This window comes from Jeotgalicoccus saudimassiliensis, from assembly GCF_000756715.1.
GTDB classification, from domain to species: Bacteria; Bacillota; Bacilli; order Staphylococcales; family Salinicoccaceae; genus Jeotgalicoccus; species Jeotgalicoccus saudimassiliensis.
On the sequence record NZ_CCSE01000001.1, the window covers coordinates 906,462 to 931,688 of the forward strand.

Genomic DNA, 25,227 nt, shown 5'->3' on the forward strand with positions numbered 1-25,227 from the left:
TTATCTCACATCGTTTTCTATTAATTGTTCGAGTGTCTGGCGTCTGATGACTTCGCGCACGCCCGATTCACTGACGAAGACGACAGCGGGTTTACGCATCTGGTTATAATTGGACGCCATGGAGTAGTGATAGGCACCGGTTGTCCGTACAGCGATCAGATCTCCGCGGCTCAATTCGGCCGGGAGGTTTTTATCTTTTCCGATAATGTCTCCGGATTCGCACAGTTTACCGACAACGTGTGTGGACACGCCAGAATCACCATCATCCTCAGCAACAGGAATAATCTCGTACTCAGCGCCGTAGAGCGGTGTGCGGATGTGATCGCTCATGCCGCCGTCCACAGATACGTAGCGCGCCACGCCCGGGAGATCCTTGACGGTGCCGACCTCGTACACCGTAATTGCGGATTCGGCGGCAATCGAACGGCCGGGCTCAATCATAATATGGGGCATTTCGCGCCCATCATCACGCCCATCATCCTGCCCGCGGCCACCCCGCGATGCTGCGACAACATTTTTCAGATGGCCGATAATCGCATCGAATCCTTCTTCAATCGGGAAGCGCACATCGTCGTCTGTGTACCTGACACCGTATCCGCCGCCCATATTCAGTATTTCAATATCGATATCGTGTTCATCGAGCCACGCGTACACGTTTGTAATCGCGTTAATGAACGGCGTGCTGTCGTCGAGCTGCGAGCCCAGATGATAGTGAATCCCTTTAAATTCGAGCTTCGAGCAGTTCGAAATCGTATCAATCGCTGTTTTCGCCGCACCGTTTGACAATGACAGGCCGAACTTGCTGTCTTCCTGGCCTGTCGCAATGTAATCGTGTGTATTCACTTCGACACTCGGGTTAATGCGGATCAGCACGCTGACCAAATCGTCTTCAACAAGCCTGGAAGCAAGCGTATTAATTAATTCAATCTCATCCAGTCCGTCGATAATGAAAAAACGGACACCGTGCGCCAGCGCATATTCAATTTCCTCAGGCGTTTTGTTGTTGCCGTGGAAGTGAATGTTCCGCACCGGGTAGCCTGCAGCAAGTGCAGTGTAGAGTTCACCGACGGAGACGACGTCCAGCTCCATGTTCTGTTCTTCAAGTAGTTTAATCATCTGGACGCTGCTAAACGCTTTCGACGCGTATGACACGGAGTAGGGAATGTTATGACGCTTTAAGACGCCGTGGTATTTCTGCATCATGCCGGTCATATACGTTTCGTCGTAAATGATGACCGGTGTGCCGAATTCCGCCGCGATATCTTTTATTTTATGTCCTCTGACTGTAAGTTCTCCCGCTGAATAATTAAACGTCATAAATAATTTCTCTCCCCAATGATTGATAATTTAATGCGCCGAGCTGTTCTGAGTTGGCACCGACACCAAGCTGTGTATATTTGTCGATCCGGAGCTTTTTGTTATACAGATACACGTTCATATCCGCTGTCACGTTGTCGTCGACCAGTACTGCCATATGACTCATCATCAGTGCGACAATCGGATAAAATTTACCGCCGATCTCGCATTCGTAGCCGGCGCGGCGACGGAGTACACCGTCGCCGTATCCGATATCGACAATGGCGATTCTGCAGTCGCTGTCGGCTTTAAATGCTGCACCGTAGCCGAGTGTCATGCCGGCAGTCAGTTCCCTGAACTGAATAATCGGCGCCGACAGCACCGACGACTGGATAAAGTCTTTATCGTCAAGATCCGCATACGGTTTCGAGCCGTACAGGCCGATCCCAAGACGGACGTGTGAATGGCCGTCAAAAATACCGTCCCTCACGTAGCTTGCGCTGTTTTGTGCGTGAATCATTTCCGGTTCGACACCGAGCGCCTTCACGTCCCGGACAAACTCCAGCCAGTTCGCGCGCTCGGTCTCATAAATGCCGTCAAACGCATCGGAGTAGCCGAAATGCGTCCATAGTCCCCGGAAATTCAGCGATGCATTACGAGCTTTCAGATCATCCAGAATATACCCGAGCTCATCGATATCGCTCAGTCCCGAGCGGTTGAACAGTCCTGCGTATTCGATATGAATATTAAGCCCTTTGAGTTCTTCTTTATATGTATCGTAATAGCCGGGAGAGGGCAGGGTCACATCGAGATTAAACATGCGCGCACGTTTAAAGTCAGTCGTCGGGTTCATTAAAATAATGTCCGCATTCGGACCGCACATCTGCCTGATTTTAACCGCATCATCGACAGATGTCGTCGCAAATTCGCGGATGCCTGAAATGGCAAATGCCTTTACTGCGAACTCGAGTCCGTAGTTGTACGCATTATTTTTAACGACGGCAATCGTCCGGCCCGCGAGCTGAAACTGTTCTGCCTGCTTTATAAACTGCGCCTCATCAATCTGAAATGTTCCGCCCATTTAACATTCTCCTCGCTAATTAATAGTTGTTTAACAATGCTTCGTAATAATCCGCCACTTTAATCAGCACGCGCTCATCAAAGTTGAACGTATCAGTATGAAGGCTCGATGCAAAACCTTTTTCAGTGTTGCGCGATCCCATAAATACAAAATACGTTTTTGCGATATTGCTGTAGAAGCTGAAATCTTCCCCGAAAAGGTAGGGTTTATCTTTTTCTATACCCCGTAAACCTGCTGCCGTAATCGCTGTTTCTGCAGTTTTACGCAGTGCACCGTCATTTTTTACTGCAGGGTAGCCTTCGGTGTAATGAAGTTCCACCGACGCACCGTACAGCAATTCCGCAGCTTCTTTTATTTTTGTCAGTTGCGCCTTAATCACTGCAAGGTCCGACGCTTCATACGTGCGGATCGTACCGCTCAATCCAGCATTGGCAGGCACTGTGTTAACGGCTTCGCCGCTGTGAATCTGTCCCATATGAATAATGTTCCGGTTCAGGCCGTCCAGATGGAACTGCTGGATATTGCCGACTTCCGATGCAATTTTTAAAATCGTCTCAAGCGCCGACACGCCCTGATGTTTCTGCGCGACGTGTGCGCTCGCACCTTTAACTGTAAAATGGTATTCCGTGGCGCTCGCCGTCAGTTCATCGTCTCTGTATAATACGAGACCTTCATCTTCATCGGGCATTAAATGCACCCCGAAAATCGCATCTAAACCGGGACGGTTGTCCCATGCGTTAATTAACAGGTTCGCACCGGCATTCGATTCTTCGCTCGGCTGAAAAATGAATACACAGTTGTGTTTCAGTTCACCTTTGTCAAAAAGTGCTTTCGCACGCTGTGCAAATAAAAGAAGGGCAGTCGTATGCCCGTCGTGTCCGCATGCGTGCATGACGTTATCCACGCTGCTTTTATATTCCACATCATTCTGTTCATGCACAGGCAGTGCATCGATATCGGCCCGGAAGCCGAGTGTCGTTTCGCTGTTTCCGTTAAGATATGCGATGACACCCGTATCGAGCACCTTATAATACGAGATGCCGAGTTGTTCAAGAACATCAATAATATATTCAGTCGTTTTAAATTCTTCGAGACTTAATTCCGGATACCGGTGCAGATATCTCCGGTGTTCTGTGACGAACTTAAGCTCATCATGATAAACGTCAGACATTAATCATTCAGCTTTCTTAACGCCTGTACGATTTCTTTTTTCGAACCTGTCACTTCGCTTGCCTGCTTAATGACACGTGCCGGTGTGCCCGCGACAACTGTACCTGCCGGAACGTCTTCAGTTACGATGGCACCTGCTGCGACAATTGCACCTTTACCGACAGTGACACCTTCTAAAATTACAGCATTCGCACCGATTAATACATCATCTTCAATCATAACAGGAGAGGCACTCGGCGGTTCAATGACACCTGCAAGTACCGCACCGGCACCGACGTGGACGTTTTTACCTGTCGTTGCACGGCCGCCGAGCACCGCGTTCATGTCGATCATCGTGCCTTCGCCGACAATCGCACCGATGTTAATGGATGCGCCCATCATTACGACCGCGCCGTCACCGATGACTGCATGTTCACGGATGAACGCACCCGGCTCGATACGCGCTTTCGTATTCGTTAAATCCATTAAAGGAATGGCCGAGTTGCGGCGGTCCTGTTCGATGACGATATCCGTTACTTTATCTTCTATAGAAGGATAAAACTGCTGCCAGTCGCGTGCATCTGCGAAAACTGTTTTCGAATCCGCCGTACCGAATACTTTAAATGACGCATCGAATTCGACGCCTTCAAAGTTCCCGTTAATATAAATTTTCAGCGGTGTCGCTTTCTCCGCATCTGAAATGTACTGAATGATCTCTTCTGCTGTAAATTTTTCCATTGTGTAAAAACTCCTTAAAATATGTTGTTATAGTCGTAAAATCCGTTTTCTTTGTTTATAAGACTTTCTGCTGCCTTAATTGCACCGTTTGCGAAAATGTCTTTCGACTGTGCAATGTGCTTCAGTTCTATTACTTCATCGAGCCCCGCGAAAATCGCTTCGTGCTCACCGACAATCGTACCGCCGCGTATTGCGCTGACACCGATTTCGCCGGTGCCGCGCTGATGATTGGCCTGTGACCGGTCGTAGACCGGATAGCTGCCGTCACGCGACTCTAAAGCCGTATCAAGGAGTTTAACGAGCGTACCGCTCGGTGCGTCCACTTTTTTGTTGTGGTGGCGTTCAACGAATTCCAGATCAAAATCCGCGAGCTGGTTAAGTGCTTCTTTAAGCAGGTTGTTTAACACGTGCACACCGTAGCTCATATTGGCACTGAAAAATACCGGGGCCGAGCCCGAGCGCTCTTTAAGCGCGGCAACAATGTCTTCTTTTTGTCCCGTCGTTGCGACAACGAGCGGTGTTTTGAAATCCTGTTCGAGTAAAGGCAGGATGCGTTCGGGATTCGAGAAGTCGATTGCAACGTCCGCATCTGCATCGTCGATGTTTTGAAATACGGGGTAGTCAGTCTCACCGGACGAGATTACACCTGCAATTTCGTGTCCGGCCTGTGCTGCAAGACGGGCGACAATCTGATTCATCGTCCCGTAGCCGATTAGGAGTATTCTCATACTCTCACGCCTTTTTTGAATTCGTTAAACGTATCGACGATCGTCTGTCTTGTCGTTTCCTCGAGCGGTAAGAGCGGCAGACGGAGTTCGTAGTTGCCGAAGCCGAGTTCAGCCGTTAATGCTTTAACCGGGATCGGGTTCACATCGATCTGCACGGCGTTAATAACCGGCATTAAAGTGGCAAATCGCTGTCTTGCTGTCGCGTCGCCTGATTTAATTCTTTCGTATACTTCCTGCATCTCACCCGGGATGACGTTGCCGACGACTGAAATTAATCCTTTGCCGCCGAGTGCGGTAAAGTCTGTTAAGTTGTCGTCGTTGCCGCTGTAGAGTGAAAATTCAGAATCGATAAGGTTTAAAACATTGATTGTATAGTTTAAATCGCCCACTGCATCTTTCATCGCCGTTATATTTTTATGGCGGCTGAGTTCAAGTACAGTCTCAGGCTCAATCGACATGCCGGTACGTGCAGGCACGTTGTATAAAATAACCGGAATATTAATACTGTCGGCAATCGCTGTGAAGTGCGCAATTAAACCGCGCTGGTTGCTCTTGTTGTAGTAGGGCGTAATGAGCATTACGCCGTCAGCGCCTGTTTCCTCCGCAAAGACCGACAGGTCGATCGACTGCTGTGTTGAGTTGGTGCCGGTCCCTGCAATAACAGGCACGCGGCCTGCTGCAGTTTCCACACCGACCCGGAGCAGTTCTTTAATTTCTTCCGCCGATAAAGTAGGGGATTCGCCGGTTGTGCCGTTGACGATAATACTCTGTACATTGTTCTCAATAAGGTATTCGATATGGCTTCTGAACGCATCGTAATCAACTGTATTGTTTCTGAACGGAGTGGTCATTGCCACGCCGACACCTTCAAAAATCGGACTCATATATATCTGTCTCCTTATTTATCTTATTTGTTTTCGAGTAATGCTTTTAAAATCTGCACTGTATTCTGCGCTGCACCTTTAAGAATGTTATCTCCGACACACCATACGTGGAATGTGTTGTCCATCGTCGGATCCTTACGGATACGGCCGACGTAAATTTCGTTCTCGTCCGTCGCTTCAAACGGAGTAGGATAAACGCCGTTTGCCGGGTCATCCATTAAGACGATGTGGGGGATGTCCTTAAATGAATTACGGACTTCCTCTTCCGTCGTTTCTTTATTAAGCGTCACGTTCATCTGTACGCTGTGGCTTGAAATCACAGGGACTCTGACACACGTCGCAGTCACGTCGATTGCATCATCTCCGAGAATTTTTTTCGTTTCGTTAATCATTTTGACTTCTTCTTTCGTGTAGCCGTCGTCTAAAAATACGTCGATCTGCGGAATGACGTTGTTGTAGATCGGCTTCGGATACGTCGTCGGCTCAGCGCCTTTTGCACCTTCCTCAAGGTCTCTGATGCCGCCAGCGCCTGAACCGGATACCGACTGATACGTCGTATAGTTCACGCGTTTTACTCCGAATGCGTCATATAACGGCTTCAGTGCGATGACCGACTGGATCGTCGAGCAGTTCGGGTTGGCGATGATTTTACGGTTTAACGACGGTGTGTTAATTTCCGGAACGATTAAATCGATATCGTCATGCATTCTCCAGAAACTTGAATTGTCGATAACAATCGAACCCTGTGCCTCAAAGAGCGGGGCGAACTTTTCACTCGTCGAACCGCCGGCACTCATAATTACATAATCAAATCCGTCTTTCGTTCTGTCTTCGGTTAATTCCTGCACCGTGTACACTTCACCGTTTACTTTCAGTTCTGAACCGCTTGAGCGTTTCGAAGAGAAGAGTACCAGTTCATCAAATGGAATCTTATACTGTTCCACCATTTCAATCATTTTTGTACCGACGACACCTGTTGCACCGACAATTGCGAGTTTCATAAAAATACAGCCTCCTGGATAGTTTATTCTGAATAGTTAGTCTCTTACAGTTAAATAAAAAAACAAGCCCGGGTACCGGACTTGTCTTTAATTTATATACAAGCGATGCCCTCCATTATTCTTTCAAATAATGACAAATCCACAGCTCTTAACCACTGGATCCAAAAGCCGGTGTCTGCTGACCACCGGCCATTTCGGCATCTCACCCTTTCGTTATATACACTTTGCAGAAGTTAAGTATATAAGTACTAATGATTGATGCGCCTCATCCGTTCTATTCAGTTTTTGATGTTGATTGTCATTATACATAACAAAGTATTCAAAGTAAACAGATAATTCCTATTTCTTTATAATACCTTTTTCAATCAGGTAATCTTCGTAGCCGATTTCCTTCACAAGCGCCTTGTTGTCGCTTAAATCAAGCACCGTGTTTGAAATTGTATTAATGAACTCAAGGTCATGTGAAGTGAAAAGAATTGACCCTTTGAATTTCTTAAGGCCGTCGTTTACCGCAGTAATACTCTCTAAGTCAAGGTGGTTCGTCGGCTCATCCAAAATAAGCACGTTCGCCTGTGACAGCATCATCTTGCTCAGCATTGCACGGACTTTTTCTCCACCGGATAATACGCTTGCTTTCTTCTTCGCTTCTTCACCGCTGAACAGCATGCGTCCGAGGAATCCTCGGAGGAACGTTTCAGTCTGTTCCTCAGGCGGGGCGTACTGGCGCAGCCATTCAACAAGACTTAAATCAACGCCTTCAAAGAACTCCGAGTTATCTTTCGGGAAATAGCTCTGTGACGTTGTTACACCCCAGTTAACCTGACCTGAGTCCGGTGTCACTTCTCCTGCAAGAATGCGGAGGAGGGTAGTGCGCTGTAATTCAGAACCGCCTGTTACGATAACTTTATCATTTGGAGATAAAGTGAACGACAGGTTGTCGAGTACAGTTTCACCGTCAATTGTATGAGTAAGATCTCTTACTGTAATGAGTTCGTTACCGATTTCTCTTTCGGCAGTGAAGCCGACGAAAGGATATCGGCGTGATGACGGTTTGATGTCATCCAGTTCAATTTTTTCAAGCATCTTCTTACGGCTCGTTGCCTGTTTTGATTTCGAAGCGTTGGCACTGAAACGTGCAACGAAGTCTTTAAGCTCTTTAATCTTTTCTTCTTTTTTCTTGTTCTGGTCCTGAGCCATCTGTAATGCCATCTGGCTTGACTGGTACCAGAAGTCGTAGTTACCCACGTACACCTGAATCTTACCGAAGTCGAGGTCCGCAATGTGCGTACATACGTTGTTCAGGAAGTGTCTGTCGTGCGATACGACGATGACTGTGTTTTCAAAGTTGATCAGGAATTCTTCAAGCCACTGTACCGCTTCAATGTCGAGACCGTTTGTCGGCTCATCCAGCAGAAGTACGTCGGGATTACCGAACAGGCTTTGTGCCAGAAGCACTTTAACTTTTGCAGTGTTGTCGATTTCCGCCATCGTTTTATCGACTAATTCGTGCGGTACGCCAAGACCGTGAAGAAGTGTTTCAGCGTCACTTTCAGCAGTCCAGCCGCCCATTTCGCCGTATTCGCCTTCAAGTTCCGCCGCTCTGATGCCGTCTTCGTCGGAGAAATCCGGCTTCATGTAGATTTCGTTCTTTTCATTCATAATAGACCATAGTTTTTCGTGGCCCATTAACACTACGTCAAGGACGCGCGTATCTTCGTAGCCGAAGTGGTCCTGGCGCAGGAACGCCATGCGCTCGTCGTCACCAAGCGTTACGTGGCCTTCCGAGTCAACTTCACCTGTCAGCACTTTAAGGAAAGTCGATTTCCCGGCACCGTTTGCACCGATTAAACCGTAACAGTTCCCCGGTGTGAATTTAATATTTACATCTTCAAATAATTTTCTGTCTCCAAATCGCAGACTCACGTTGCTTACCTGCAGCATGTGCATTCTCCTTTATATAAAACTCTACGTTTTTTAGTTTACATTCATAAGCGATAATACCATATTTATGGTATTATTTATATACCAGTATGTTCATCTGTATGCTTAACGTGATAAAAACCACAATATTAAACATTAACTGATATATGAATAATACACAATAGAAACAAATATAAATGAGGAGTCTATATGACAAAACTTTCAGGTACTACACAATTTTTAAAAGTGATCAAAAAAGAAGGGTCCACTTACACACTCGTTTCAGAAGACGAAAAGTACATCCGCATGAACGCATCAGAACTTGAAGGGGACAAAGATTACGACATCGATGATGATATTTTAGTCTTTATTTACCCGAACCGTTCAGGTGAATTATTCGCCACACCGAAACTGCCGAGCATTACCGCGACGAAATTCGGCTACGCTGAAGTCAGCGAAGTCAACCGTGACGGTGCTTATCTCGACATCGGTTCACCCCGAGAAATTTTAATCCCGTGGATCGATCTGCCGCGCATGAAAGAAGTTTGGCCGCAGGTCGGCGACAAAGTTTACGCAACAATCCGCGTCGAAGCAGATGACCAGATGTTCGGACGTTTAATTACGGAAACAGAAGTGGAAGAGAAATTCGAACCGCTGAACAAAGAAGACTACCAGACACTCGGCAACAAATGGCTGAAAGGCCGCCCGTACCGTCTGCTCCGCGTCGGCACATTTATTTTGTCCGACGAAGGATACAAAGTCTTCGTCCATGAATCAGAACGCGAACAGGAACCCCGTCTCGGCCAGGAAGTAAACTTCCGTGTCATCGGCATTAACGACAAAGGCGAAGTCAACGGCTCGTTCCTCGAAAAAGCATACAAACGCATGGGCACAGACGGCGAACGCATCCTCGAATACATGCAGATGCACGGCGACATGATGGAATTCACAGACAAGAGTTCACCGGAAGACATCAAAGCCGCCTTCAACTTATCAAAAGGCCAGTTCAAACGCGCATTAGGCGGCCTGCTGAAAGAAGGCAAAATCGAATTCCTAAACGGCGCAACACACTTGAAGAAATAATAAGACAGAACCCCGCTGGAGTAGCGGGGTTCTGTTTGTGTGGAGGGTGGGGAATTTGAGGGGGATTGTTGTGCTGAGTAACAATGAGGCGCGCTCATTGTTACTTTGGCGCGTTTTCGTGACTATGAAGGGCGTTCATTGTTACTTTGGGACGTTTTCGTTACTATGAGGCGCGCTCATTGTTACTTTGGGACACTTTCGTGACTATGAAGAGCGCTCATTGTTACTTTGGCGCGTTTTCGTGACTATGAAGGGCGTTCATTGTTACTTTGGGGTGTTTTCGTTACTATGAAGAGCGCTCATTGTTACTTTGGGACGTTTTCGTTACTATGAGGCGCGCTCATTGTTACTTTGGGACACTTTCGTGACTATGAAGAGCGCTCATTGTTACTTTGGACGACGTCAAAACTTAAACGACGACGTCCAGCCCGCATTAAACGTTGTCGTTCTCAAAACGACGACACCCAAACCACACTCAAAACAAAAAACTGAAAGGGCAGCTCAGCCCCTCCAGCTTCTTCTATATCAATTATACGATTTTAACCATCGATTTCTTCTGTCAGCTGCTCTAGTTCATCCACGAGCTCGCCGATATATTTTATCGTGTTTTTAAGTGGTGCATCTGTCGTGACATCGATGCCTGCCATTTTCGCCAATTCAACCGGCGTTTGTTTGCCGCCTGTTTTCAAGACTTCGAGCCATTCGTCGACTGCCGGCTGTCCTTCGTTCAGAATGCGCTGCGACATTTCCGTCGCGATCGTCAATCCCGCAGAATACGTATACGGATAAAGTCCCATGTAATAGTGGGGCTGTCTCATCCATGTGAGCTCCGCACCTTCTGTAATCTCAACGTCATCTCCCCAGAATTTCTCAATGACGCCGCGCTTAATTTCGTTCAGCGATTCCGCCGTCACCGTCTCGTAATTATCGACACGGTTGTACACTTCACGCTGATATGCCGCTTCCAGCAGATGCGTCACAAAGTTGTGGTAGTACGTACGTGAAATAATTGAGCTGATAACCCATCGCTTGAACTTCGGATCTTCCGAATTTTTCAGCAGGTGATTCGCCATCAGCATTTCGTTCATCGTACTCGGCGCTTCGATAAAGTACATCGACGGACGCGTATCAAAAATATTCTGCGCACGGTTCGCATTGTAGAAATGTCCCGCATGACCAAGTTCATGAGCAAGAACAAAAACTTCTTCCATTAAAGAAGACCACGAAATTAAAATGAACGGGTGGGAGCCGTACGGGCTTGAACAGAATGCACCTGTAGATTTTCCTTTATTCACAACGAAGTCAATCCAGCGCTCATCGTATGCACGGTTAATCATATCCGTGTAATCGTCACCCATAATCCCAAGCGCATCGAGAATATATTTACGCGACTCTTCGACGCTGATTTCCGGCTCGCTCGCAGGATCCAGTGGAATCTTCAGATCTTCAAAGCGCATTTTATCGAGTCCGTGAACTTTTTGAAGCAGCTTCGCGTAACGTCTCATGTGCGGCGCAAGTTCTTCAGTAATTACGTCGATTTGACGGTCGTATAATTCACGGTCGACTTTCTGGCCGTGGAGCAGGTAGTCGATCACGGAATCGTAGCCGCGGAGATCGGCTTCCGCTTTCTCCTGTTTTAAATGAATATCGTACGTGCCAGCAGTAGTGTGCTGATACTGGCGGAGCGACTCCGAGAATTTTTTGAACGCCGCACGGCGGACTTCCTTGTCAGGGTTTGACTCAAGTCCGCCTTCAAATGCAAGATACGATAAAGAATACTCTTCGCCGTTTGCGGTAAACGTGCCGAAATCGATATCGAGCAGTTTGGTTTTCTGGTATAAATCATACGGACCGCTGAACACAGAAGAGAATGAAGCAAGTGCTTTTTCCACTTTCTGATCCAGCTGATACGGTTTGTTACGGAGCATATCTTCGATATACCCTGTATATTCCTCTTTCTCTTTAGCAATATCCTGCAGGAAAGATTCATCTTTCGCTAATAATTCACTTTGTAAAAAGCTTGTTTTTGAACTTAAAGCCGTGCCCGCATTGCCGACAAGTGCACCCAGTTTTTGTGCCGCCTGATCACCGCGGTCGCCCGACAGACGAAGGCTCGAATATGTACCGATTAAGACAAACTGTTCCAGAATTTCGCGGTAGCTGTCAATCGCTTTAACAGCCGTGGCAACATCATCCAGTCTGCCTGCATATGACGATTCAAATGAATCGATTTTTTCCTTAACAGAATCAATCGCTGCTTCACATGTCTGATCATCGTTGAATAAAGGATCGAGGTCCCATGTGTAATTCACATCGACATCCTGTCTGTTTTGTAACTCTGACATTAAATCATCTCCCTGGTTTTTTATCCCTCTGTTACAAAACTCATTATACATATAATTTTGAATATTGTATATTCTGACAGTTGTGTGAATGAAGCCCGGGAAATGGGGTAAATAACTGGATGAGAGGTGAGGAATATGATTAATGATTTACAGTTTTACTTATACACCATTTTAGGCGTCATTGTACTGTCGATGGCCGTCGCATTTTTTACGAATAAATACCTGCTCATGCCCGTCGTTACATTTGTCGGCATGGGGATAGCCGCCTTCGTGCTGCCGAACTTTTATGACAATCTCGAATGGCAGCCGCTGCTCGGATACGCAGCATTCCTTACAGTGCTGTCATTCGTCATCGCCATGTCGATGTGGGTCGTGAAGCGCAACAGACGAAAAGCCAAAGAACTGCGCGACGGACCCGCGGAAACCATTGAAGAAGCAGAAAGTAAGAAAGAAATTTAGAGTGATTGTGCGGGGCGCCGACGCTGTCGGCGTCTTTTTGTGTGGGGTTTTGGGGTTGGATGTCGTTCAGGGCTCGTCGATTCACAACGGGGAAGTGCCGTTGTCATCCGGGACTGCTCGGTTCACAACGGGGAACCGCCGTTGTCATCCGGGACTGCTCGGTTCACAACGGGGAAGTGCCGTTGTCATCCGGGAACGCTCGATTCACAACGGGGAACCGCCGTTGTCATCCGGGACTGCTCGGTTCACAACGGGGAAGTGCCGTTGTCATCCGGGAACGCTCGATTCACAACGGGGAAGTGCCGTTGTCATCCGGGACTGCTCGATTCACAACGGGGAACCGCCGTTGTCATCCGGGACCGCTCGATTCACAACGGGGAAGTGCCGTTGTCATCCGGGACCGCTCGATTCACAACAGGGAACCGCCGTTGTCATCCGGGGATCGTCGATTCACAACGGGGAAGTGCCGTTGTCATCCGGGACCGCTCGATTCACAACAGGGAACCGCCGTTGTCATCCGGGACCGCTCGATTCACAACAAAAAAAGCTGCCCCCAAATTAACAGTGGGGACAGCTTTAACATTTACGCCATCTCATCTTTCTTAAATCCTACATCGACATCAAGGTTGATATTCGGTGCCTGCGGCAGATCGTGTCGTGTTTTACCGATATTGCCGACAAAGAACTTACCATATTTATGTAAATTAAATACATAAGCGACGAAGATTGATAAACAGATAGCAAGGATAGTTTTGTAAGTTATATCCCAGAAAACGATATCTGTCATCATGCCCATATCATTTATAAATATCAGATGCAGCAGGTAAATGCTGAATGAGTAATTACTGATATACATAATAAACTTCGGCACGTAATTATAGTATGAAGAAACGAGGAACATCATTAAAATCACAGCCGTCGTATAAATCGGCGTGTCGAGACGCTTGGATCCCATCGCACTGTTAATTCCCGAATTATGGATAACCAGTACGAAAAACAAAGTGAAGATAAACAGCCCGACGATGTGCCAGCTGTACTTTCTGATGTTCGCTTTAAACGCTTCATAGTGAATACCGATATAATATCCAAGCACAAAATATGTAATCCAGCCGATAAAGAGCGTCTGTCCTTCTTTAGCCCATAACAGCTGACCAAGTATATGTTCCGGTGCAGGATACATCAGCCTTACACCCCAGAATGCCGATGTCAGCACTATGGATGCGGTAATAACAGCAAACGGGTTCAGTTTTCTTAAGTATTTAGCAAAAATCATATGTAATATATAGAACTGAAAAATAATCAGTATAAAATATGTCACCGAATATCCCCGGACAGATACCATAATAAAACCGTCTATTAATTCCATTAAACTTCCAGGTGAGTATTTATCGAGCGTCCAAAATAAGTTAAGCATCACGTAGGGAATGCCTAGATATAGCAGTCTTTTTCTAATAAATCCCTTTTTCAGCTGATCTCCGTACTTATTTGCATTTAAAAACTCGGTAATAAACACAAACAGCGGGGTGCAAAACATTAAGTAGAGTTGTACATACGTCGGCCACTGGTTCTTAACCAGGTCCGGATTATGAGCAATAGTAAGTGAAATAGCATGGATAACCACAATACCGATACAGGCGAGGGCTCTCATCCAGAATATTTCAGAAATTAAGCGTGTCATTCTGTTTCTCCTATCAATGGTGCGTATCTTTATTCACAATGTATTATTATAATGCTTTATGACAGGAATTGGTATAGTTGATTAAACTTTTACAATAAGAAATTTCTAATTCTAAGTTATAATGCAGTAAAAGCGGGGCGGACACATCAAAAAAGCTGCATCCCGGATAAAGTGGGGTGCAGCCTGCTGAATTTACTCTATATATGATTATGCTAATACAGCATCTAAATCGACACCGTATGCTTCTGTTACGATCAGATAAACGACACCTTTATCGAGCTGCGCTTCATATTGAACAGCCTGGTTTTCATCGAAACCGACACTTTCAAGTTTATTGCGTAATTCGTCGCCTTTTTTCCTGAAAGAAGTTTTCACAGCATCAGCAACACCTTGTTCGCTCATGCCGATAACATTCGCACCCGAATTGTCTGCAATACGCTTCGTACGATCGTCATCGTGGGTGATAACATAGATTTCCTTAGAATCAACTTTGTTGGACTTAAGAATTTCAATCGCTTCCTTGATTTTGTCATCATCATGATACGCTTTAATAAATGGTGCCATAATAATATCCCTCCAAATGATTTGTTCATTGAACACATTACTATGTATAACCAATCGGGGGCGTTTAAAACATAGACCATGAAATTAAACGACAAAGGTCTCGTGTCCTCAAGTGAGACACTCAGATGTTTAAACGGGAGCAGCGTGATTTAAAAAGAGACATCAAAAATAATAGGTTAATATCTTATGTGAATTATGTATCATATAACCAGTTATCATCTAAATTACATACCAGTGTGTAAATAGGTCACTGTACAACCCATTATTTGGCAATATGTATAACTTCCTATAATATATGTTATGTAAACTTCAGTGCGTTAATTAATTTAGAACTGCAAATTCATATGTTCATATATACTTATGTTACATGATTCATTTATGTATTTAAATGTCATTTACCGCGCATTTTATTAAGTTTCAGCATTCACGTGCTGCAAATTCTCATCTATGTGTCCATGTGCATCTCAATTCCACATTGTCCTGACTCATTCTGAGCTCAGTTATTCTTTTAATACGTATAATCCTTCAGTTTAGTTCTTAAAATCGTCCTTAAATTCAGCTGATTTTATGTTAATTTACGTATTTAAGTCTTATATGATTATATACGGATATTTCCATTTTTCACGTTAAATTTACGTTTTACGTATATTTCAGCTGATTTTCAATACATGCCGGATCCAATCCTTATCATGCGTACACATATGCAGTTTTTACAGTTTTTCTCCATATTTCGTCCAAATCTCCACATAATGTGTTTGCAATTTTTTTATCAACCTAAATTATCAGAATATTCACTACAATTAATACAAAAAGTAAAAGACATGCAAACACACGCCTTTTACTCTTCTTATTCTTACTATGCACCCTCTGACATATCGCGTCTCTTATAACCGATACAGCCGGCAATCATTAAGGTAATACTGATAGCTGTAATGGTCATAAATACGGGTAAGTCGAAATCATCCACCGGCATTTTCGGCAGCCAGCTCTGAATGGCTGTTTTTAAAAACCAGTCAGGAAAATCGACGATCCCGCCAAAATACGACAGCATAAATGAATAAGCCAAATATACATACACCAGTTTTCCCGCACCCGGCACCCAGCCGGTAATCAGCGCGGATAATCCGGTAAAGAACAGCACTGACGGCCATAAGTTGAAGCCTGATACAAAGAAATCCGTCATTCCCATGGATGAGTCATCTTCCATAAATGAAAGCGCGGTACCGCCGAGACCAGTCACCGACAGCAGTATACCAAGCAGTCCTGCAAATAATGCAATTCCGACTGTCGTCCAATATAATTCCGCCCGCGACACTTTCGTAGAGAATATCTGACTGAGATGAGATCTTTTTTCTTCTGCAAACAACTTGTTTATAATGACAATTGGTAAAATTGAAACAAGTATGATCATCACCATTATAATTGTAGAGGTGAAGGATTCTTCGAGTGATACGCCTGCTTCTGTGAACATCTGCTGCATGATTTCATTACTTTGAAGGAACGTCTGCATGTCTCCGTATATCGAACCGTAGGCGGCTCCCATTACAAGGAAACCGATGAACCAGCTGATAATTGCACCTCTGTTCAACCGCATGAACAAGCCCCGAACAGATAACAGGGAATTTTTGGCATGCGCCCGGCCTTCCCGCTCGGGGATGTAACCTGCGCCCATGTCACGGTTGCCTTCAAGGAAAAATGCAGCAGTCGTGACAATCACACTGAAGATAAATACAAAAACGAGCGGCATCCAGTTATTGTCAGTAAACGGATAAGTTAAATAAGTCCATCCCATCGGATTAATCATCGACCAGTCGGGATTTGACACATCCGTTCCTGCCCGCACCATATACAGTAAACCGATAAATCCGAGTCCAATCCCTGTTGCACCGGAGGAATTCGGCATCAGCTGTGCAAATATTAAGCCGAGTACGGCACCGATAATCCCTGCAGCACCGATGGATGCACCATATAGCAATGAGCCTTCCACCGTAATCGTATCCGCACCGAAACTGATCATCACCGCGCCGATAACTGCGGCGAGCAGCACATTGATAAACACCGTTTCTGCTGCAGTTGCCAAAGAGTTTGCCTGACGGCCGATCTGAAATGATCTGACCAGTTCTGTCAGGCCGAGATCTTCTTCTTTACGCGTATGACCGATCACATGAAGGAGCGACACAATCATCGTCAACAGACCGCAGAATAATAACATTTCGTGGGCGTACATTGCGCCGAGCGTATAATTTTCTGCAGAGTCAACCGGTGTCGGTCCCACCATAGAAGTCATTGCAGGGTTCTGCATTGTTTCATACATGCCGATGAGTCCCTGTCCTTTTGCAATCTCTTTAAAGGCCGGGATAAAACCGGCCGAGAATAAACCGATACCTATAATCCAAATGATGATTTTTTTCCAGTCACGCTTTAAATACTGCAGGAAAAGTATATCCCAGCGTGCAAATTTTTCTTTCATTATCATTATCCCCTTTCACACTCAGCCCTCATAGTGACGCATGAATAAGTCTTCGAGTGTCGGCGGTGATGAATCAAACTTTATGACATCCAATTTTCCTGCCGCCAGTAATATTTCATTTAGATGCTCCTGTTCAGCAGAGAATGTCGCCTTATTGCCGTCCTGTTCGAAATCAAACACACCGGCAACATCTGCCATCACTCCGATGTCTCCTTTAGTTTCCATCTCAACAGTTGACCGCGTCAGATAGCGCAGTTCATCAAGCGTGCCGGTTTCAACAATCTCGCCCTTCCGGACGATGACCACTTTGTCTGCCAGCCGTTCCACTTCACTTAAAATATGAGACGATAAAAGAATTGATTTCCCTGCATTTTTCAGTTTCTCAATTTCCTCCTGGAAGATGGACTCCATCAGAGGATCCAGACCGGAGGTCGGTTCATCAAATATATATAAATCCGATTGGACGGATAAGGCGGCAATCAGGCCAACCTTTTGACGATTCCCTTTTGAATAGTTTTTTGCTTTCTTCTTCGTATCCAGTTCAAAGCGTTTTATCAGGTAATCACGTCGTTCTTTGTCACCGCCGCCATGCAATTTCATAAATAAATCTATAATCTCTCCGCCTGTCAGGCTGCCCCATAAATTTACATCGCCCGGAACATAGGAAATACGCTTATGAATCTCAAGACTGTTTTTCCAGACATCCATGCCGAAAATTTCAGCATTTCCGCCGTTTCGTCTGATGATTCCGAGCAGAATACGAATCGTTGTCGATTTACCGGAACCGTTCGGACCGATAAAACCAACAACTTCCCCTGATTCAACTGTGAAGGAGACATCACTCAGCGCCTTTGTCTTACCGAATGATTTTTGCACACCTTCCATTTTTACCACTTCTGTCATAACAATCCACCCCGCTTAACCTTTTTTGTTATTTATAAAAACTGTATTTCAATATTTCGCTGTAACGTTCCCATTCTTCCAAATATTTTTTGCCAAAATCACTCAGATCCTCAAAACTCGTGAGCTGTTCAATCGCCTTGTCGGCATAGCCGTTCATCGTCCAGCTCAAAATTTCAATCGCCTTTTCAACGTCAACATCTTCACGAAACAGTGAGTAATCAATATTTTCATAGAGCTTTTTCTGACTTTCGCTGTAGACCGGGCCGAGTTTCATCGCAATACTGTCTCTCACGGCTTCTGAATCCTCCGCAACTGCAGCTGTCATCAAATCAAACAGATGGGGAAATTCCATCTGTACATATAATTTCTTCAGTCCGACATTATAAATCCTGTCGAATAAATCGCCGTTATTAAGGTCGATTTCATCTATAATTTTGTCCACAACCTGCAGGCTGTAATCGATTAAAAATAAATAAAGATCTTTTTTATTATTGAAATAGTTGAACAGTGACCCTTTGGAAATACCGGCACTTTCGACAATTGCGTTAGTCGAAGATTTATCAAATCCATTTTTGACAAACTCTTTAATGCCCGCGTTAATGATACGCTCCTGCTTATCCTGCTTTAAGTTATAAAATGAAGGGTTGATGCCACTTCCTCCTCCCGGTTACGCCCTTATTGACCACCCTGGTCACCCAAAATATAACACGATTGACCAGTGCGGTCAAATAAAATTTTAAACAAAAATTAAGACACCTTTTGGAAGCCTGCTCCAGAAAGGTGTCTCTTGTTATTTATGGTTTTAATCATTTTATCGTACTCACCTAATAAAAATTTGTGCCGAAAAATTTCCATCTGTAACAGGTGTGATTTATGGTAAAATTATAGAGGTTGTCCGGTTTACTTCCGTGCGTATAGCATGGAAGGAGGTGACATCATGTTCAGCACTTTTTTTGAGTTGTTAATTGCGCCGATTGCAGTCGGTTCAACGATCGCCCTGTTCAGTTATTGGCTGAATAAGGACGACAAGTAACCGGATAACCGCCAATACGCCACAAAAAAACGCCCAATCTATTGCAGTAGATTGGGCGTTCGGTGATTCATGTTCAGCACTTTAATTGATAAATACATTATATCATCCAATGTCTGTGTTGTAAAATGAAACAATCGACACACGTGTTTGTTCATCTGACACGCGGTAAACCTTGCTATATCAGTGAGGCAGCGTCCGGAGTACCGGCCTCTAAATAATAACATCTTTCATTAGTTTACATAACTTAATTATTGTGAACTTAAATTAAGTTTTATCCTCTAATAATTTCTATATAGTTCCCATATCACATACACTACAACGTCAATTCTTCGATGACTTCATACAACGATTCAATTTCATCACGCGCAAATTCATACTGTTCTTTACTCATCAGGACACCCGCAACACCGTCTTCATCCACTACGTGAATAACACTTTTATTCTTTTCAGCTGTCTCAAAAGTATTTTCCGGATTCCCCAGAAACTCCGAAATATCAACCTTAAGCGACTCTCTGATATTCATCTGCAGCGCCTCCTTTATGCATCCTTTTCACTATACCCTTTTTTAAATCACATATTCAAATTATCGCAATATAGGAAAACGGAAACGCTGTGCGCTGTGCCCGGAGCATTTTCGTATCCACAATGGCGCACCGCGGCCTCTACCACGACCTGATACCCCCAAAATCACAAATCCCGCCCGAAAACACAGCCAATCCTGCCCACACAACCCACGAAACCACAAAAAAACCGGCACATCATGATGTGCCGGTTCCATTATTCACCGGAAATCCCGAAAAATATCCTCCACCTAAATTTTCCCGAGTTTTTTCGCGATCGTGTAGACCGGTTTGTTGAATACTTTGTCGAACGTGCCGGGCAGTTCTTCGATATACGGTGTGAATCCGCGTTTGAAACGGTAGACACCGTAGTCCTGGGCCGCTTCGGTGAAGTCACCTGTCAGGCCGAAGAAGTTGAATCGTCCAATGCCTAATTCCTGCGCTTTCTTGATCATTTCCCACGTGGCAAAGTTCGTGCCTTTAAAGAACGAGAGTTCCGGATAGCTTCCGCTGAACAGGTAAACCATTTCATGGTTGTTGTAGTAGTACATACCCGCGGATAAATCGAGTTCCGTACCGAATTCGGCTTTGAATTCTTCCATCTTCGCGATGCGCTTATCCTTACTCGCGAGCTGTTCTTTATGTTCGTTAATGCGTTTTTTCTCGCGTTTTGTCGCTGTGCCGTTCGCAGTTTTCTCTTCGATCTCTGCAATATTTTCCAGTTCCGCTTCACGTTCTTCGTGCAGCTGAGTCAGATATTTATCCACATTCACATGTGTCAGCACCAGGAACATGCGGTCTTTGAGCGTATGCAGCAGATTTTTAATTTTCTCTGCCGGCACCGGGTCAAAGCCGATGCGTTCTTCTGTTTCTTTATATATATCGATAAACTTATCGTATTCATCTTCATCCAGCAGCTTCAGTTCCAGCGGCATCGTCTCCGTCTGACGCGTATTGTATCGCGTCGTCACGTCCATCTGCTTTAAAATGGCATCGAGGGGTTTATCGACATCGATTACTGCCTGGTAACGGAGAAGTTCTTCTGTAATGAGTTCTTTCGTAAAGCCGTGATGGTTATAGCCGAGGTTTTCATATAACGAAATAATCTCCCGGTTGTTACGTTCATCCGCTTCAATGACATTTCCGTCGTGATCGCGCATCTGATACACCGTATACGGCGAATGAATCATCTGCAGCGCGCCGTGTTTCTTCGCGTACTTATCGATTTCTTCCAAAAAGAACTTCAGGCGCTCATTCGTAAACTCACTGAGCAGCGGTCCTGTATGTGACGTAAACAGTCTGAATTTCTTCAGCACCGACGTCGCACTCAGTATAGAGACACCGCCCAAAACTTCGCCGTCATACAATCCGAGGAGATGCGTTTCGTTCACGCCCGAAATGTAATCGTAGAACAGTTCATCATGGAAATAGTGCATGTGCCCGTCATAGGTCTGTACAAATAATTTAAATGCTTCTTCTGTAATTGGTTTTACTTCCATCGCTGGGTCAAACCTTTCTGTCTTTTACTTATTCAGTCCAAGTTTTGCTTTCACTTTATATACGTTGTGCTGGAGCGGTGCAATGACTTTAACGAAGTCCCCGACCAGCTCTTCAATTTCCGCATTGAATCCGCGTTTGAATCGATAAACACCGTAGTCTTCCCCGTCTTCTGAAAAGTCTCCGCTGACGCCGTAGAAGTTATAGCGTGAAATGTTGTTTTCGATACAGTACTTCATCATCTCAAGGTGCATCATATACGGTCCGACAAACTGCGGGTACTCAGACGTACTCGCACCTGAGTTATACACGAGCTCATACGGCGTTTCGAAGTAGATGCCGGCAGCAAGATCCAGCACGTTGCCTTCTTTCTCATGAATAATGCGCGCCTCTTCAAGATCTCCCGTTAAGTTCGACACCTGTTTTTCCATCTCTTTGATCTTGTTTAGCGTCTTATCGTTTTTGTTCTCTTTCGCCTGCATCGTCTCAAGGCGTTTCGTTACATCCTGAAGCTCTTTCGTCAGGTTCGCGACGTACTTATCGAGTTCGATATACGCGTAAGGAATGAGCACTTTATCCCCGTAGGCTTTCTTAAAGTTTGAGAAATAGCCTTTTGGATCCGGGTGCGTAAAGAAGCCCTGGCGCTCCGACGTATCTGCATACAGCTTCACGAACTTATCGATTTCATCCACTTCGAGGAAACGGAGCTCCACGCCGTATTTCTGAGCTTTCTTGATGTTGCGCTTACGCTGGGAGTCAAACGACTTCACTAAATCTTTCTCCCCCTCAAACGGCGTCATATCCAGAACGCTCATCCAGCGTGCCTGTGACGTCTTAGAGTAGCCGCGTGTAAATCCTTCATGACCGTAGCCGAGCGACTCGAGCAGTTCAATGAGCGCATCCTGTGCCGGATACTCTTCTTTCTCCACAACATCCTTGTCGTATTTTTTGTAAATCCAGTTCGGATCCACTTTCACGTATGAACAGTTGTGCCTCTTCAGGTATTCCGTCAGCCCTTCAAAGTAAAAACGCACCAGCTCGAGATTGTGATAATCGAGCACCGGGCCGCGGTTAGAGTAATAGAAATACTTGCCCATGACTGTCGGCTGCAGCGTAAACAGACTGGCAGCCACTACTGTGCCCGCATCATCTTTCACGCCGAGCAGTTTTACCGTTTCACCGTTTAATTCACGGTTCGTTTTATTTTCAATCATCTGGAAGAAGGCAGCTTCATGGCCTTCCTCTATAAACGACGCATATTCTTCATCCGTTAATTCTAAAAACTTCATGCGATTCACTCTCTCTTATTTATTACGCAGATTATTTAATGTGTTGTAGATCTTATATGCCGGGCCGTTAACCGGTTTGATAAAGTCCCCGATATACTCGTTAACCACCGCATTAAACCCTTTTTTAAACTGAATAACACCGTAGTCCTCAGCGTTTTCAGTAAAGTCTCCGCTGATTCCGTAGAAGTTATACTGGTCTATACCCTGCTCCAGCGCATACTGAATCATTGTCCACTGGATTAAATAACTGCCTGCAAAATGACGGAAATCGTTATCCGTTCCCCCGGACAGGTAAGTCACTTCATGCGGCGTGACGATAAAGTACGCACTCGACAGAGGTAACTCCTTGCCGTGTGATTCCAGCAGCTGTTTGCCTTCCTGCAGCTTCGCATCGATATTTTCGACCTGTTCTGTCAGGTTCACCACTTTGTTTTTGTTCTTCTCGTTATCCGGATCGCGTTCCAATGCACGTTCCGCTTTATCGAGATTTTTGGCCATTTTCTTTTTATCCTGTGCAATGGACTCTGTGTAATCCTCGAGGTCCACGTACACCATCGGAATCATGACCTGATCTTTAAAGTAGCGCTTGCGGTCGATGTAGAAACTGTCGTCTCTGTCGTAGAACGACTTCATTTCCGACGTATCCTTCATAAACTTACGGAAAATCTCGATATTGTCCACATCAAGGTACTTAATATGCAGGCCGTGCTTCTCCGCTTTTTTAATATTACGCTTACGGAGCGTATCCATATCATTCAATACCGACTTCTTATCTTTTCCTTCAAGATCCAGTACCGAATGCCAGCGGACCTGAACAATCGGATCAAAGCCGTTTTTAAATCCGTCATGGTGGTAGCCGAGCGACTTAAAGTTATCGAAAATATAATCGTTCTCCATACTCTCGATGACTTCACCTTCGTGGTTGCGCTTATTAAGCACTTCGTACGGGTCAACACGCAGATACATGACTTTCTTCGGTTTCAAGAACTTCGTCAAACCGTCAAAGAACGCTTTGAATACTGCCTCATCGCTGTAATCGAGCACCGGTCCCCTGTTCGTATATGCATATTTAAATACTTTCATGACAGGCGTCAGCGTAATCAGGCACGCCGCCTTCACGATTTCCCCGTCTTTGACACCGACTAAATAAGTCTCAATCCCGCTGTCTGTTTTTAACTTGTAGTTTTGTTCGGTCTGGGTAAAATGACTGAAATGTTTCCCTGTATAGTCATTAAATTCTTCCAGTGTTAACTCTGTAAATTGCATAATGGCACTCCCGTTCATCAATTCTCAATCTCTAACATAGTAACAGATTTCAGCGTGTGTTTCATCTAATTACATAGACGTATCGGCACCAATTCAAACTAAATTCTTTTAAAAGATAAAATTCTCATCACCGGCGCGGGGATGCCTGGTGCGGGATTGGACTTCGCCCGCGCTGGAGGACGACGGCCAATCCCTGTAGTATGCGAAGGACCTTTAAAGTACGACACAGCTTTGTCGTTGTACTCGAAATCATCATTTTACTGAGATCTGGTTATAAAAATCGCAGCCAAAATAAATTAGCCGCGATTATCGTTAAATGCTATTTGTCGAATGCGTTCGTTAGTAATCTCCTTATTGGAGTTAATCACATCAAGTATTAATTTTGCTGTTCTTTTTAGAGCTTTATACCTTCGAACTCTAAATTCTTAACGACTTGTTTATGGATTTTAGATTCAATAGTTGTCATATAGGCCGCCTCCCGGTCTCTCTATTATATCACTTTCATATCCATAAAATTCGCCTATATAGGCGAATCAATTTATTCAATTCGCCTTTTAAAGCGAATTATTATACAATATAGCTATTATATTAAAGGAGCTGATTCTCATAATATCCATGCTGATTTTGGATGTGTCGAACAGTACTAAGGCACCGCCTGAGATATACAACCATCTCTCTCATATAGAACGTAAGCTGCGGGATTTAAACTCAGATGAGAATAAATTATATATGAATTACCGTATGGGCGAAGAGCTGTTTATTTTATCATCACAGCCGCATTATACTATTCTGTTAGCGTTTTATGCGAAATCATTATGGCCTGCTTCGGACTTCCCGTTAAAATGCAGCTTCCATACTGTGGATGACTCTTACCCTGAATACAATCCGGACCGCTGGGATCATCCTTCCATAAAAGCAGTAAGAGAATCGCTTCAAACGATTAAAAAATCGAAAGTACAGGATTTTTCAAGTCCGGATATGCCGAAGGGCATCGAAATTGCGTTAATGTATGCAACTGATATTTTTAGAACCGTGACCCCGCTGCAGCAGGAAGTCATGCAGTACTATTTAACAGGTATTACTCAGAAAGAAATCGCAAAACTGACAAAACGATCTGTGTCGACCATTTCGAAACATGTCCATGCTTCCCGTGTCAAACAGCTGACGGAAATTATCGATTACGTCAGCGAACAGTACGAACTGAACTAAAAGAGATAAGTGATGATTAATCGCTTATCTCTTTTTTTGAAAACTTATTATAGTGTCCACTTGAATAATAACTA

The 25,227-nt window shown here is 44.8% G+C and carries 22 protein-coding genes, 1 pseudogene and 1 riboswitch; of the genes and pseudogenes, 4 read left to right on the top strand and 19 right to left on the bottom strand.

Annotated features, from left to right (window positions below; genetic code table 11):
• The 8 genes from lysA to RZ44_RS04445 form a co-directional block, all read right to left on the bottom strand.
• Complete coding sequence (gene lysA / locus RZ44_RS04410) at nucleotides 1-1,317, bottom strand: diaminopimelate decarboxylase (RefSeq protein WP_035808904.1); 1,317 nt, start codon at nucleotides 1,315-1,317, stop codon at nucleotides 1-3.
• The gene (locus RZ44_RS04415) at nucleotides 1,307-2,377 is read right to left on the bottom strand and encodes an alanine racemase (protein WP_035808906.1); all 1,071 of its coding nucleotides are present in this window, start codon (nucleotides 2,375-2,377) and stop codon (nucleotides 1,307-1,309) included. The genes lysA and RZ44_RS04415 overlap by 11 nt, the downstream gene beginning before the upstream one ends.
• A gap of 19 nt (nucleotides 2,378-2,396) precedes the next feature.
• Complete coding sequence (locus RZ44_RS04420) at nucleotides 2,397-3,548, bottom strand: M20 metallopeptidase family protein (protein ID WP_035808911.1); 1,152 nt, start codon at nucleotides 3,546-3,548, stop codon at nucleotides 2,397-2,399.
• Nucleotides 3,548-4,264, bottom strand: coding sequence for a 2,3,4,5-tetrahydropyridine-2,6-dicarboxylate N-acetyltransferase (gene dapD / locus RZ44_RS04425; RefSeq protein WP_035808914.1), 717 nt, complete (start codon nucleotides 4,262-4,264; stop codon nucleotides 3,548-3,550). The genes RZ44_RS04420 and dapD overlap by 1 nt, the downstream gene beginning before the upstream one ends.
• Before the next feature lie 14 nt (nucleotides 4,265-4,278).
• Entirely contained in the window at nucleotides 4,279-4,992 is a 714-nt protein-coding gene (gene dapB / locus RZ44_RS04430; protein ID WP_035808924.1) for a 4-hydroxy-tetrahydrodipicolinate reductase, read from the bottom strand.
• Complete coding sequence (dapA, locus tag RZ44_RS04435) at nucleotides 4,989-5,876, bottom strand: 4-hydroxy-tetrahydrodipicolinate synthase (RefSeq protein WP_035808926.1); 888 nt, start codon at nucleotides 5,874-5,876, stop codon at nucleotides 4,989-4,991. Before dapA ends, dapB begins: the two co-directional genes overlap by 4 nt.
• A 23-nt stretch (nucleotides 5,877-5,899) precedes the next feature.
• On the bottom strand, nucleotides 5,900-6,877 hold the full coding sequence (locus RZ44_RS04440; protein ID WP_035808929.1) for an aspartate-semialdehyde dehydrogenase: 978 nt from the start codon (nucleotides 6,875-6,877) through the stop codon (nucleotides 5,900-5,902).
• A gap of 97 nt (nucleotides 6,878-6,974) precedes the next feature.
• Nucleotides 6,975-7,154, bottom strand: a riboswitch (Lysine riboswitch).
• A gap of 62 nt (nucleotides 7,155-7,216) precedes the next feature.
• Nucleotides 7,217-8,818: an ABC-F family ATP-binding cassette domain-containing protein gene (locus tag RZ44_RS04445; RefSeq protein WP_035808932.1), complete on the bottom strand. Its 1,602-nt coding sequence runs from the start codon at nucleotides 8,816-8,818 to the stop codon at nucleotides 7,217-7,219.
• Between the two features lie 189 nt (nucleotides 8,819-9,007).
• Here RZ44_RS04445 and RZ44_RS04450 point away from each other — a divergent pair, with 189 nt between their 5' ends.
• Nucleotides 9,008-9,880 (top strand): CvfB family protein, encoded by an 873-nt coding sequence (locus RZ44_RS04450; protein WP_035808935.1) that lies wholly within the window; start codon nucleotides 9,008-9,010, stop codon nucleotides 9,878-9,880.
• A gap of 539 nt (nucleotides 9,881-10,419) precedes the next feature.
• Here the strand turns inward: RZ44_RS04450 and pepF are convergent.
• Nucleotides 10,420-12,225, bottom strand: coding sequence for an oligoendopeptidase F (pepF, locus tag RZ44_RS04455; protein WP_035808946.1), 1,806 nt, complete (start codon nucleotides 12,223-12,225; stop codon nucleotides 10,420-10,422).
• A gap of 135 nt (nucleotides 12,226-12,360) precedes the next feature.
• Between pepF and RZ44_RS04460 the strand changes: the two genes are divergently transcribed.
• Nucleotides 12,361-12,684, top strand: a complete 324-nt coding sequence (locus RZ44_RS04460) for a hypothetical protein (protein ID WP_052108799.1) — start codon at nucleotides 12,361-12,363, stop codon at nucleotides 12,682-12,684.
• Nucleotides 12,685-13,267: 583 nt separating this feature from the next.
• Here the strand turns inward: RZ44_RS04460 and RZ44_RS04465 are convergent.
• From RZ44_RS04465 to RZ44_RS11460, 6 genes and pseudogenes are all read right to left on the bottom strand, one after another.
• On the bottom strand, nucleotides 13,268-14,362 hold the full coding sequence (locus RZ44_RS04465; RefSeq protein WP_035808948.1) for an acyltransferase family protein: 1,095 nt from the start codon (nucleotides 14,360-14,362) through the stop codon (nucleotides 13,268-13,270).
• A 207-nt stretch (nucleotides 14,363-14,569) separates the two neighbouring features.
• The gene (locus RZ44_RS04470) at nucleotides 14,570-14,926 is read right to left on the bottom strand and encodes a YflT domain-containing protein (protein WP_035808953.1); all 357 of its coding nucleotides are present in this window, start codon (nucleotides 14,924-14,926) and stop codon (nucleotides 14,570-14,572) included.
• Between the two features lie 856 nt (nucleotides 14,927-15,782).
• Complete coding sequence (locus tag RZ44_RS04475; protein WP_035808955.1) at nucleotides 15,783-17,396, bottom strand: ABC transporter permease; 1,614 nt, start codon at nucleotides 17,394-17,396, stop codon at nucleotides 15,783-15,785.
• A gap of 21 nt (nucleotides 17,397-17,417) precedes the next feature.
• Nucleotides 17,418-18,299 (bottom strand): ABC transporter ATP-binding protein, encoded by an 882-nt coding sequence (locus tag RZ44_RS04480; protein WP_035808957.1) that lies wholly within the window; start codon nucleotides 18,297-18,299, stop codon nucleotides 17,418-17,420.
• 28 nt (nucleotides 18,300-18,327) lie between these two features.
• Entirely contained in the window at nucleotides 18,328-18,741 is a 414-nt protein-coding gene (locus RZ44_RS04485) for a hypothetical protein (protein WP_231856254.1), read from the bottom strand.
• Between the two features lie 42 nt (nucleotides 18,742-18,783).
• A pseudogene (locus tag RZ44_RS11460) lies at nucleotides 18,784-18,948 on the bottom strand (TetR/AcrR family transcriptional regulator); the annotation flags it as partial.
• A 288-nt stretch (nucleotides 18,949-19,236) separates the two neighbouring features.
• Here RZ44_RS11460 and RZ44_RS11240 point away from each other — a divergent pair.
• Nucleotides 19,237-19,332, top strand: coding sequence for a type I toxin-antitoxin system Fst family toxin (locus RZ44_RS11240; protein WP_141638980.1), 96 nt, complete (start codon nucleotides 19,237-19,239; stop codon nucleotides 19,330-19,332).
• 313 nt (nucleotides 19,333-19,645) lie between these two features.
• Here RZ44_RS11240 and RZ44_RS04490 read toward each other — a convergent pair whose 3' ends face one another.
• From RZ44_RS04490 to RZ44_RS04505, 4 genes are all read right to left on the bottom strand, one after another.
• A complete protein-coding gene (locus RZ44_RS04490; protein WP_035808961.1) occupies nucleotides 19,646-19,855 on the bottom strand; it encodes a hypothetical protein in 210 nt (69 codons plus the stop codon).
• A gap of 288 nt (nucleotides 19,856-20,143) precedes the next feature.
• Nucleotides 20,144-21,391, bottom strand: a complete 1,248-nt coding sequence (locus RZ44_RS04495) for a peptidoglycan bridge formation glycyltransferase FemA/FemB family protein (protein WP_035808963.1) — start codon at nucleotides 21,389-21,391, stop codon at nucleotides 20,144-20,146.
• 24 nt (nucleotides 21,392-21,415) lie between these two features.
• On the bottom strand, nucleotides 21,416-22,678 hold the full coding sequence (locus RZ44_RS04500; RefSeq protein WP_035808966.1) for an aminoacyltransferase: 1,263 nt from the start codon (nucleotides 22,676-22,678) through the stop codon (nucleotides 21,416-21,418).
• 15 nt (nucleotides 22,679-22,693) lie between these two features.
• Nucleotides 22,694-23,944, bottom strand: coding sequence for an aminoacyltransferase (locus RZ44_RS04505; RefSeq protein WP_035808968.1), 1,251 nt, complete (start codon nucleotides 23,942-23,944; stop codon nucleotides 22,694-22,696).
• A 729-nt stretch (nucleotides 23,945-24,673) separates the two neighbouring features.
• Here RZ44_RS04505 and RZ44_RS04510 point away from each other — a divergent pair.
• On the top strand, nucleotides 24,674-25,153 hold the full coding sequence (locus tag RZ44_RS04510) for a helix-turn-helix transcriptional regulator (protein ID WP_141638981.1): 480 nt from the start codon (nucleotides 24,674-24,676) through the stop codon (nucleotides 25,151-25,153).
• The last annotated feature ends 74 nt before the right edge of the window (nucleotides 25,154-25,227 follow it).

Excerpts from the sequence above, each read along its gene's own strand:
- lysA (WP_035808904.1), bottom strand. The coding sequence starts at position 1,317 with ATGACGTTTAATTATTCAGCGGGAGAACTTACAGTCAGAGGACATAAA.
- RZ44_RS04415 (WP_035808906.1), bottom strand. The coding sequence starts at position 2,377 with ATGGGCGGAACATTTCAGATTGATGAGGCGCAGTTTATAAAGCAGGCA.
- RZ44_RS04420 (WP_035808911.1), bottom strand. The coding sequence starts at position 3,548 with ATGTCTGACGTTTATCATGATGAGCTTAAGTTCGTCACAGAACACCGG.
- dapD (WP_035808914.1), bottom strand. The coding sequence starts at position 4,264 with ATGGAAAAATTTACAGCAGAAGAGATCATTCAGTACATTTCAGATGCG.
- dapB (WP_035808924.1), bottom strand. The coding sequence starts at position 4,992 with ATGAGAATACTCCTAATCGGCTACGGGACGATGAATCAGATTGTCGCC.
- dapA (WP_035808926.1), bottom strand. The coding sequence starts at position 5,876 with ATGAGTCCGATTTTTGAAGGTGTCGGCGTGGCAATGACCACTCCGTTC.
- RZ44_RS04440 (WP_035808929.1), bottom strand. The coding sequence starts at position 6,877 with ATGAAACTCGCAATTGTCGGTGCAACAGGTGTCGTCGGTACAAAAATG.
- RZ44_RS04445 (WP_035808932.1), bottom strand. The coding sequence starts at position 8,818 with ATGCTGCAGGTAAGCAACGTGAGTCTGCGATTTGGAGACAGAAAATTA.
- RZ44_RS04450 (WP_035808935.1), top strand. The coding sequence starts at position 9,008 with ATGACAAAACTTTCAGGTACTACACAATTTTTAAAAGTGATCAAAAAA.
- pepF (WP_035808946.1), bottom strand. The coding sequence starts at position 12,225 with ATGTCAGAGTTACAAAACAGACAGGATGTCGATGTGAATTACACATGG.
- RZ44_RS04460 (WP_052108799.1), top strand. The coding sequence starts at position 12,361 with ATGATTAATGATTTACAGTTTTACTTATACACCATTTTAGGCGTCATT.
- RZ44_RS04465 (WP_035808948.1), bottom strand. The coding sequence starts at position 14,362 with ATGACACGCTTAATTTCTGAAATATTCTGGATGAGAGCCCTCGCCTGT.
- RZ44_RS04470 (WP_035808953.1), bottom strand. The coding sequence starts at position 14,926 with ATGGCACCATTTATTAAAGCGTATCATGATGATGACAAAATCAAGGAA.
- RZ44_RS04475 (WP_035808955.1), bottom strand. The coding sequence starts at position 17,396 with ATGAAAGAAAAATTTGCACGCTGGGATATACTTTTCCTGCAGTATTTA.
- RZ44_RS04480 (WP_035808957.1), bottom strand. The coding sequence starts at position 18,299 with ATGACAGAAGTGGTAAAAATGGAAGGTGTGCAAAAATCATTCGGTAAG.
- RZ44_RS11240 (WP_141638980.1), top strand. The coding sequence starts at position 19,237 with ATGTTCAGCACTTTTTTTGAGTTGTTAATTGCGCCGATTGCAGTCGGT.
- RZ44_RS04490 (WP_035808961.1), bottom strand. The coding sequence starts at position 19,855 with ATGAATATCAGAGAGTCGCTTAAGGTTGATATTTCGGAGTTTCTGGGG.
- RZ44_RS04495 (WP_035808963.1), bottom strand. The coding sequence starts at position 21,391 with ATGGAAGTAAAACCAATTACAGAAGAAGCATTTAAATTATTTGTACAG.
- RZ44_RS04500 (WP_035808966.1), bottom strand. The coding sequence starts at position 22,678 with ATGAAGTTTTTAGAATTAACGGATGAAGAATATGCGTCGTTTATAGAG.
- RZ44_RS04505 (WP_035808968.1), bottom strand. The coding sequence starts at position 23,944 with ATGCAATTTACAGAGTTAACACTGGAAGAATTTAATGACTATACAGGG.
- RZ44_RS04510 (WP_141638981.1), top strand. The coding sequence starts at position 24,674 with ATGAATTACCGTATGGGCGAAGAGCTGTTTATTTTATCATCACAGCCG.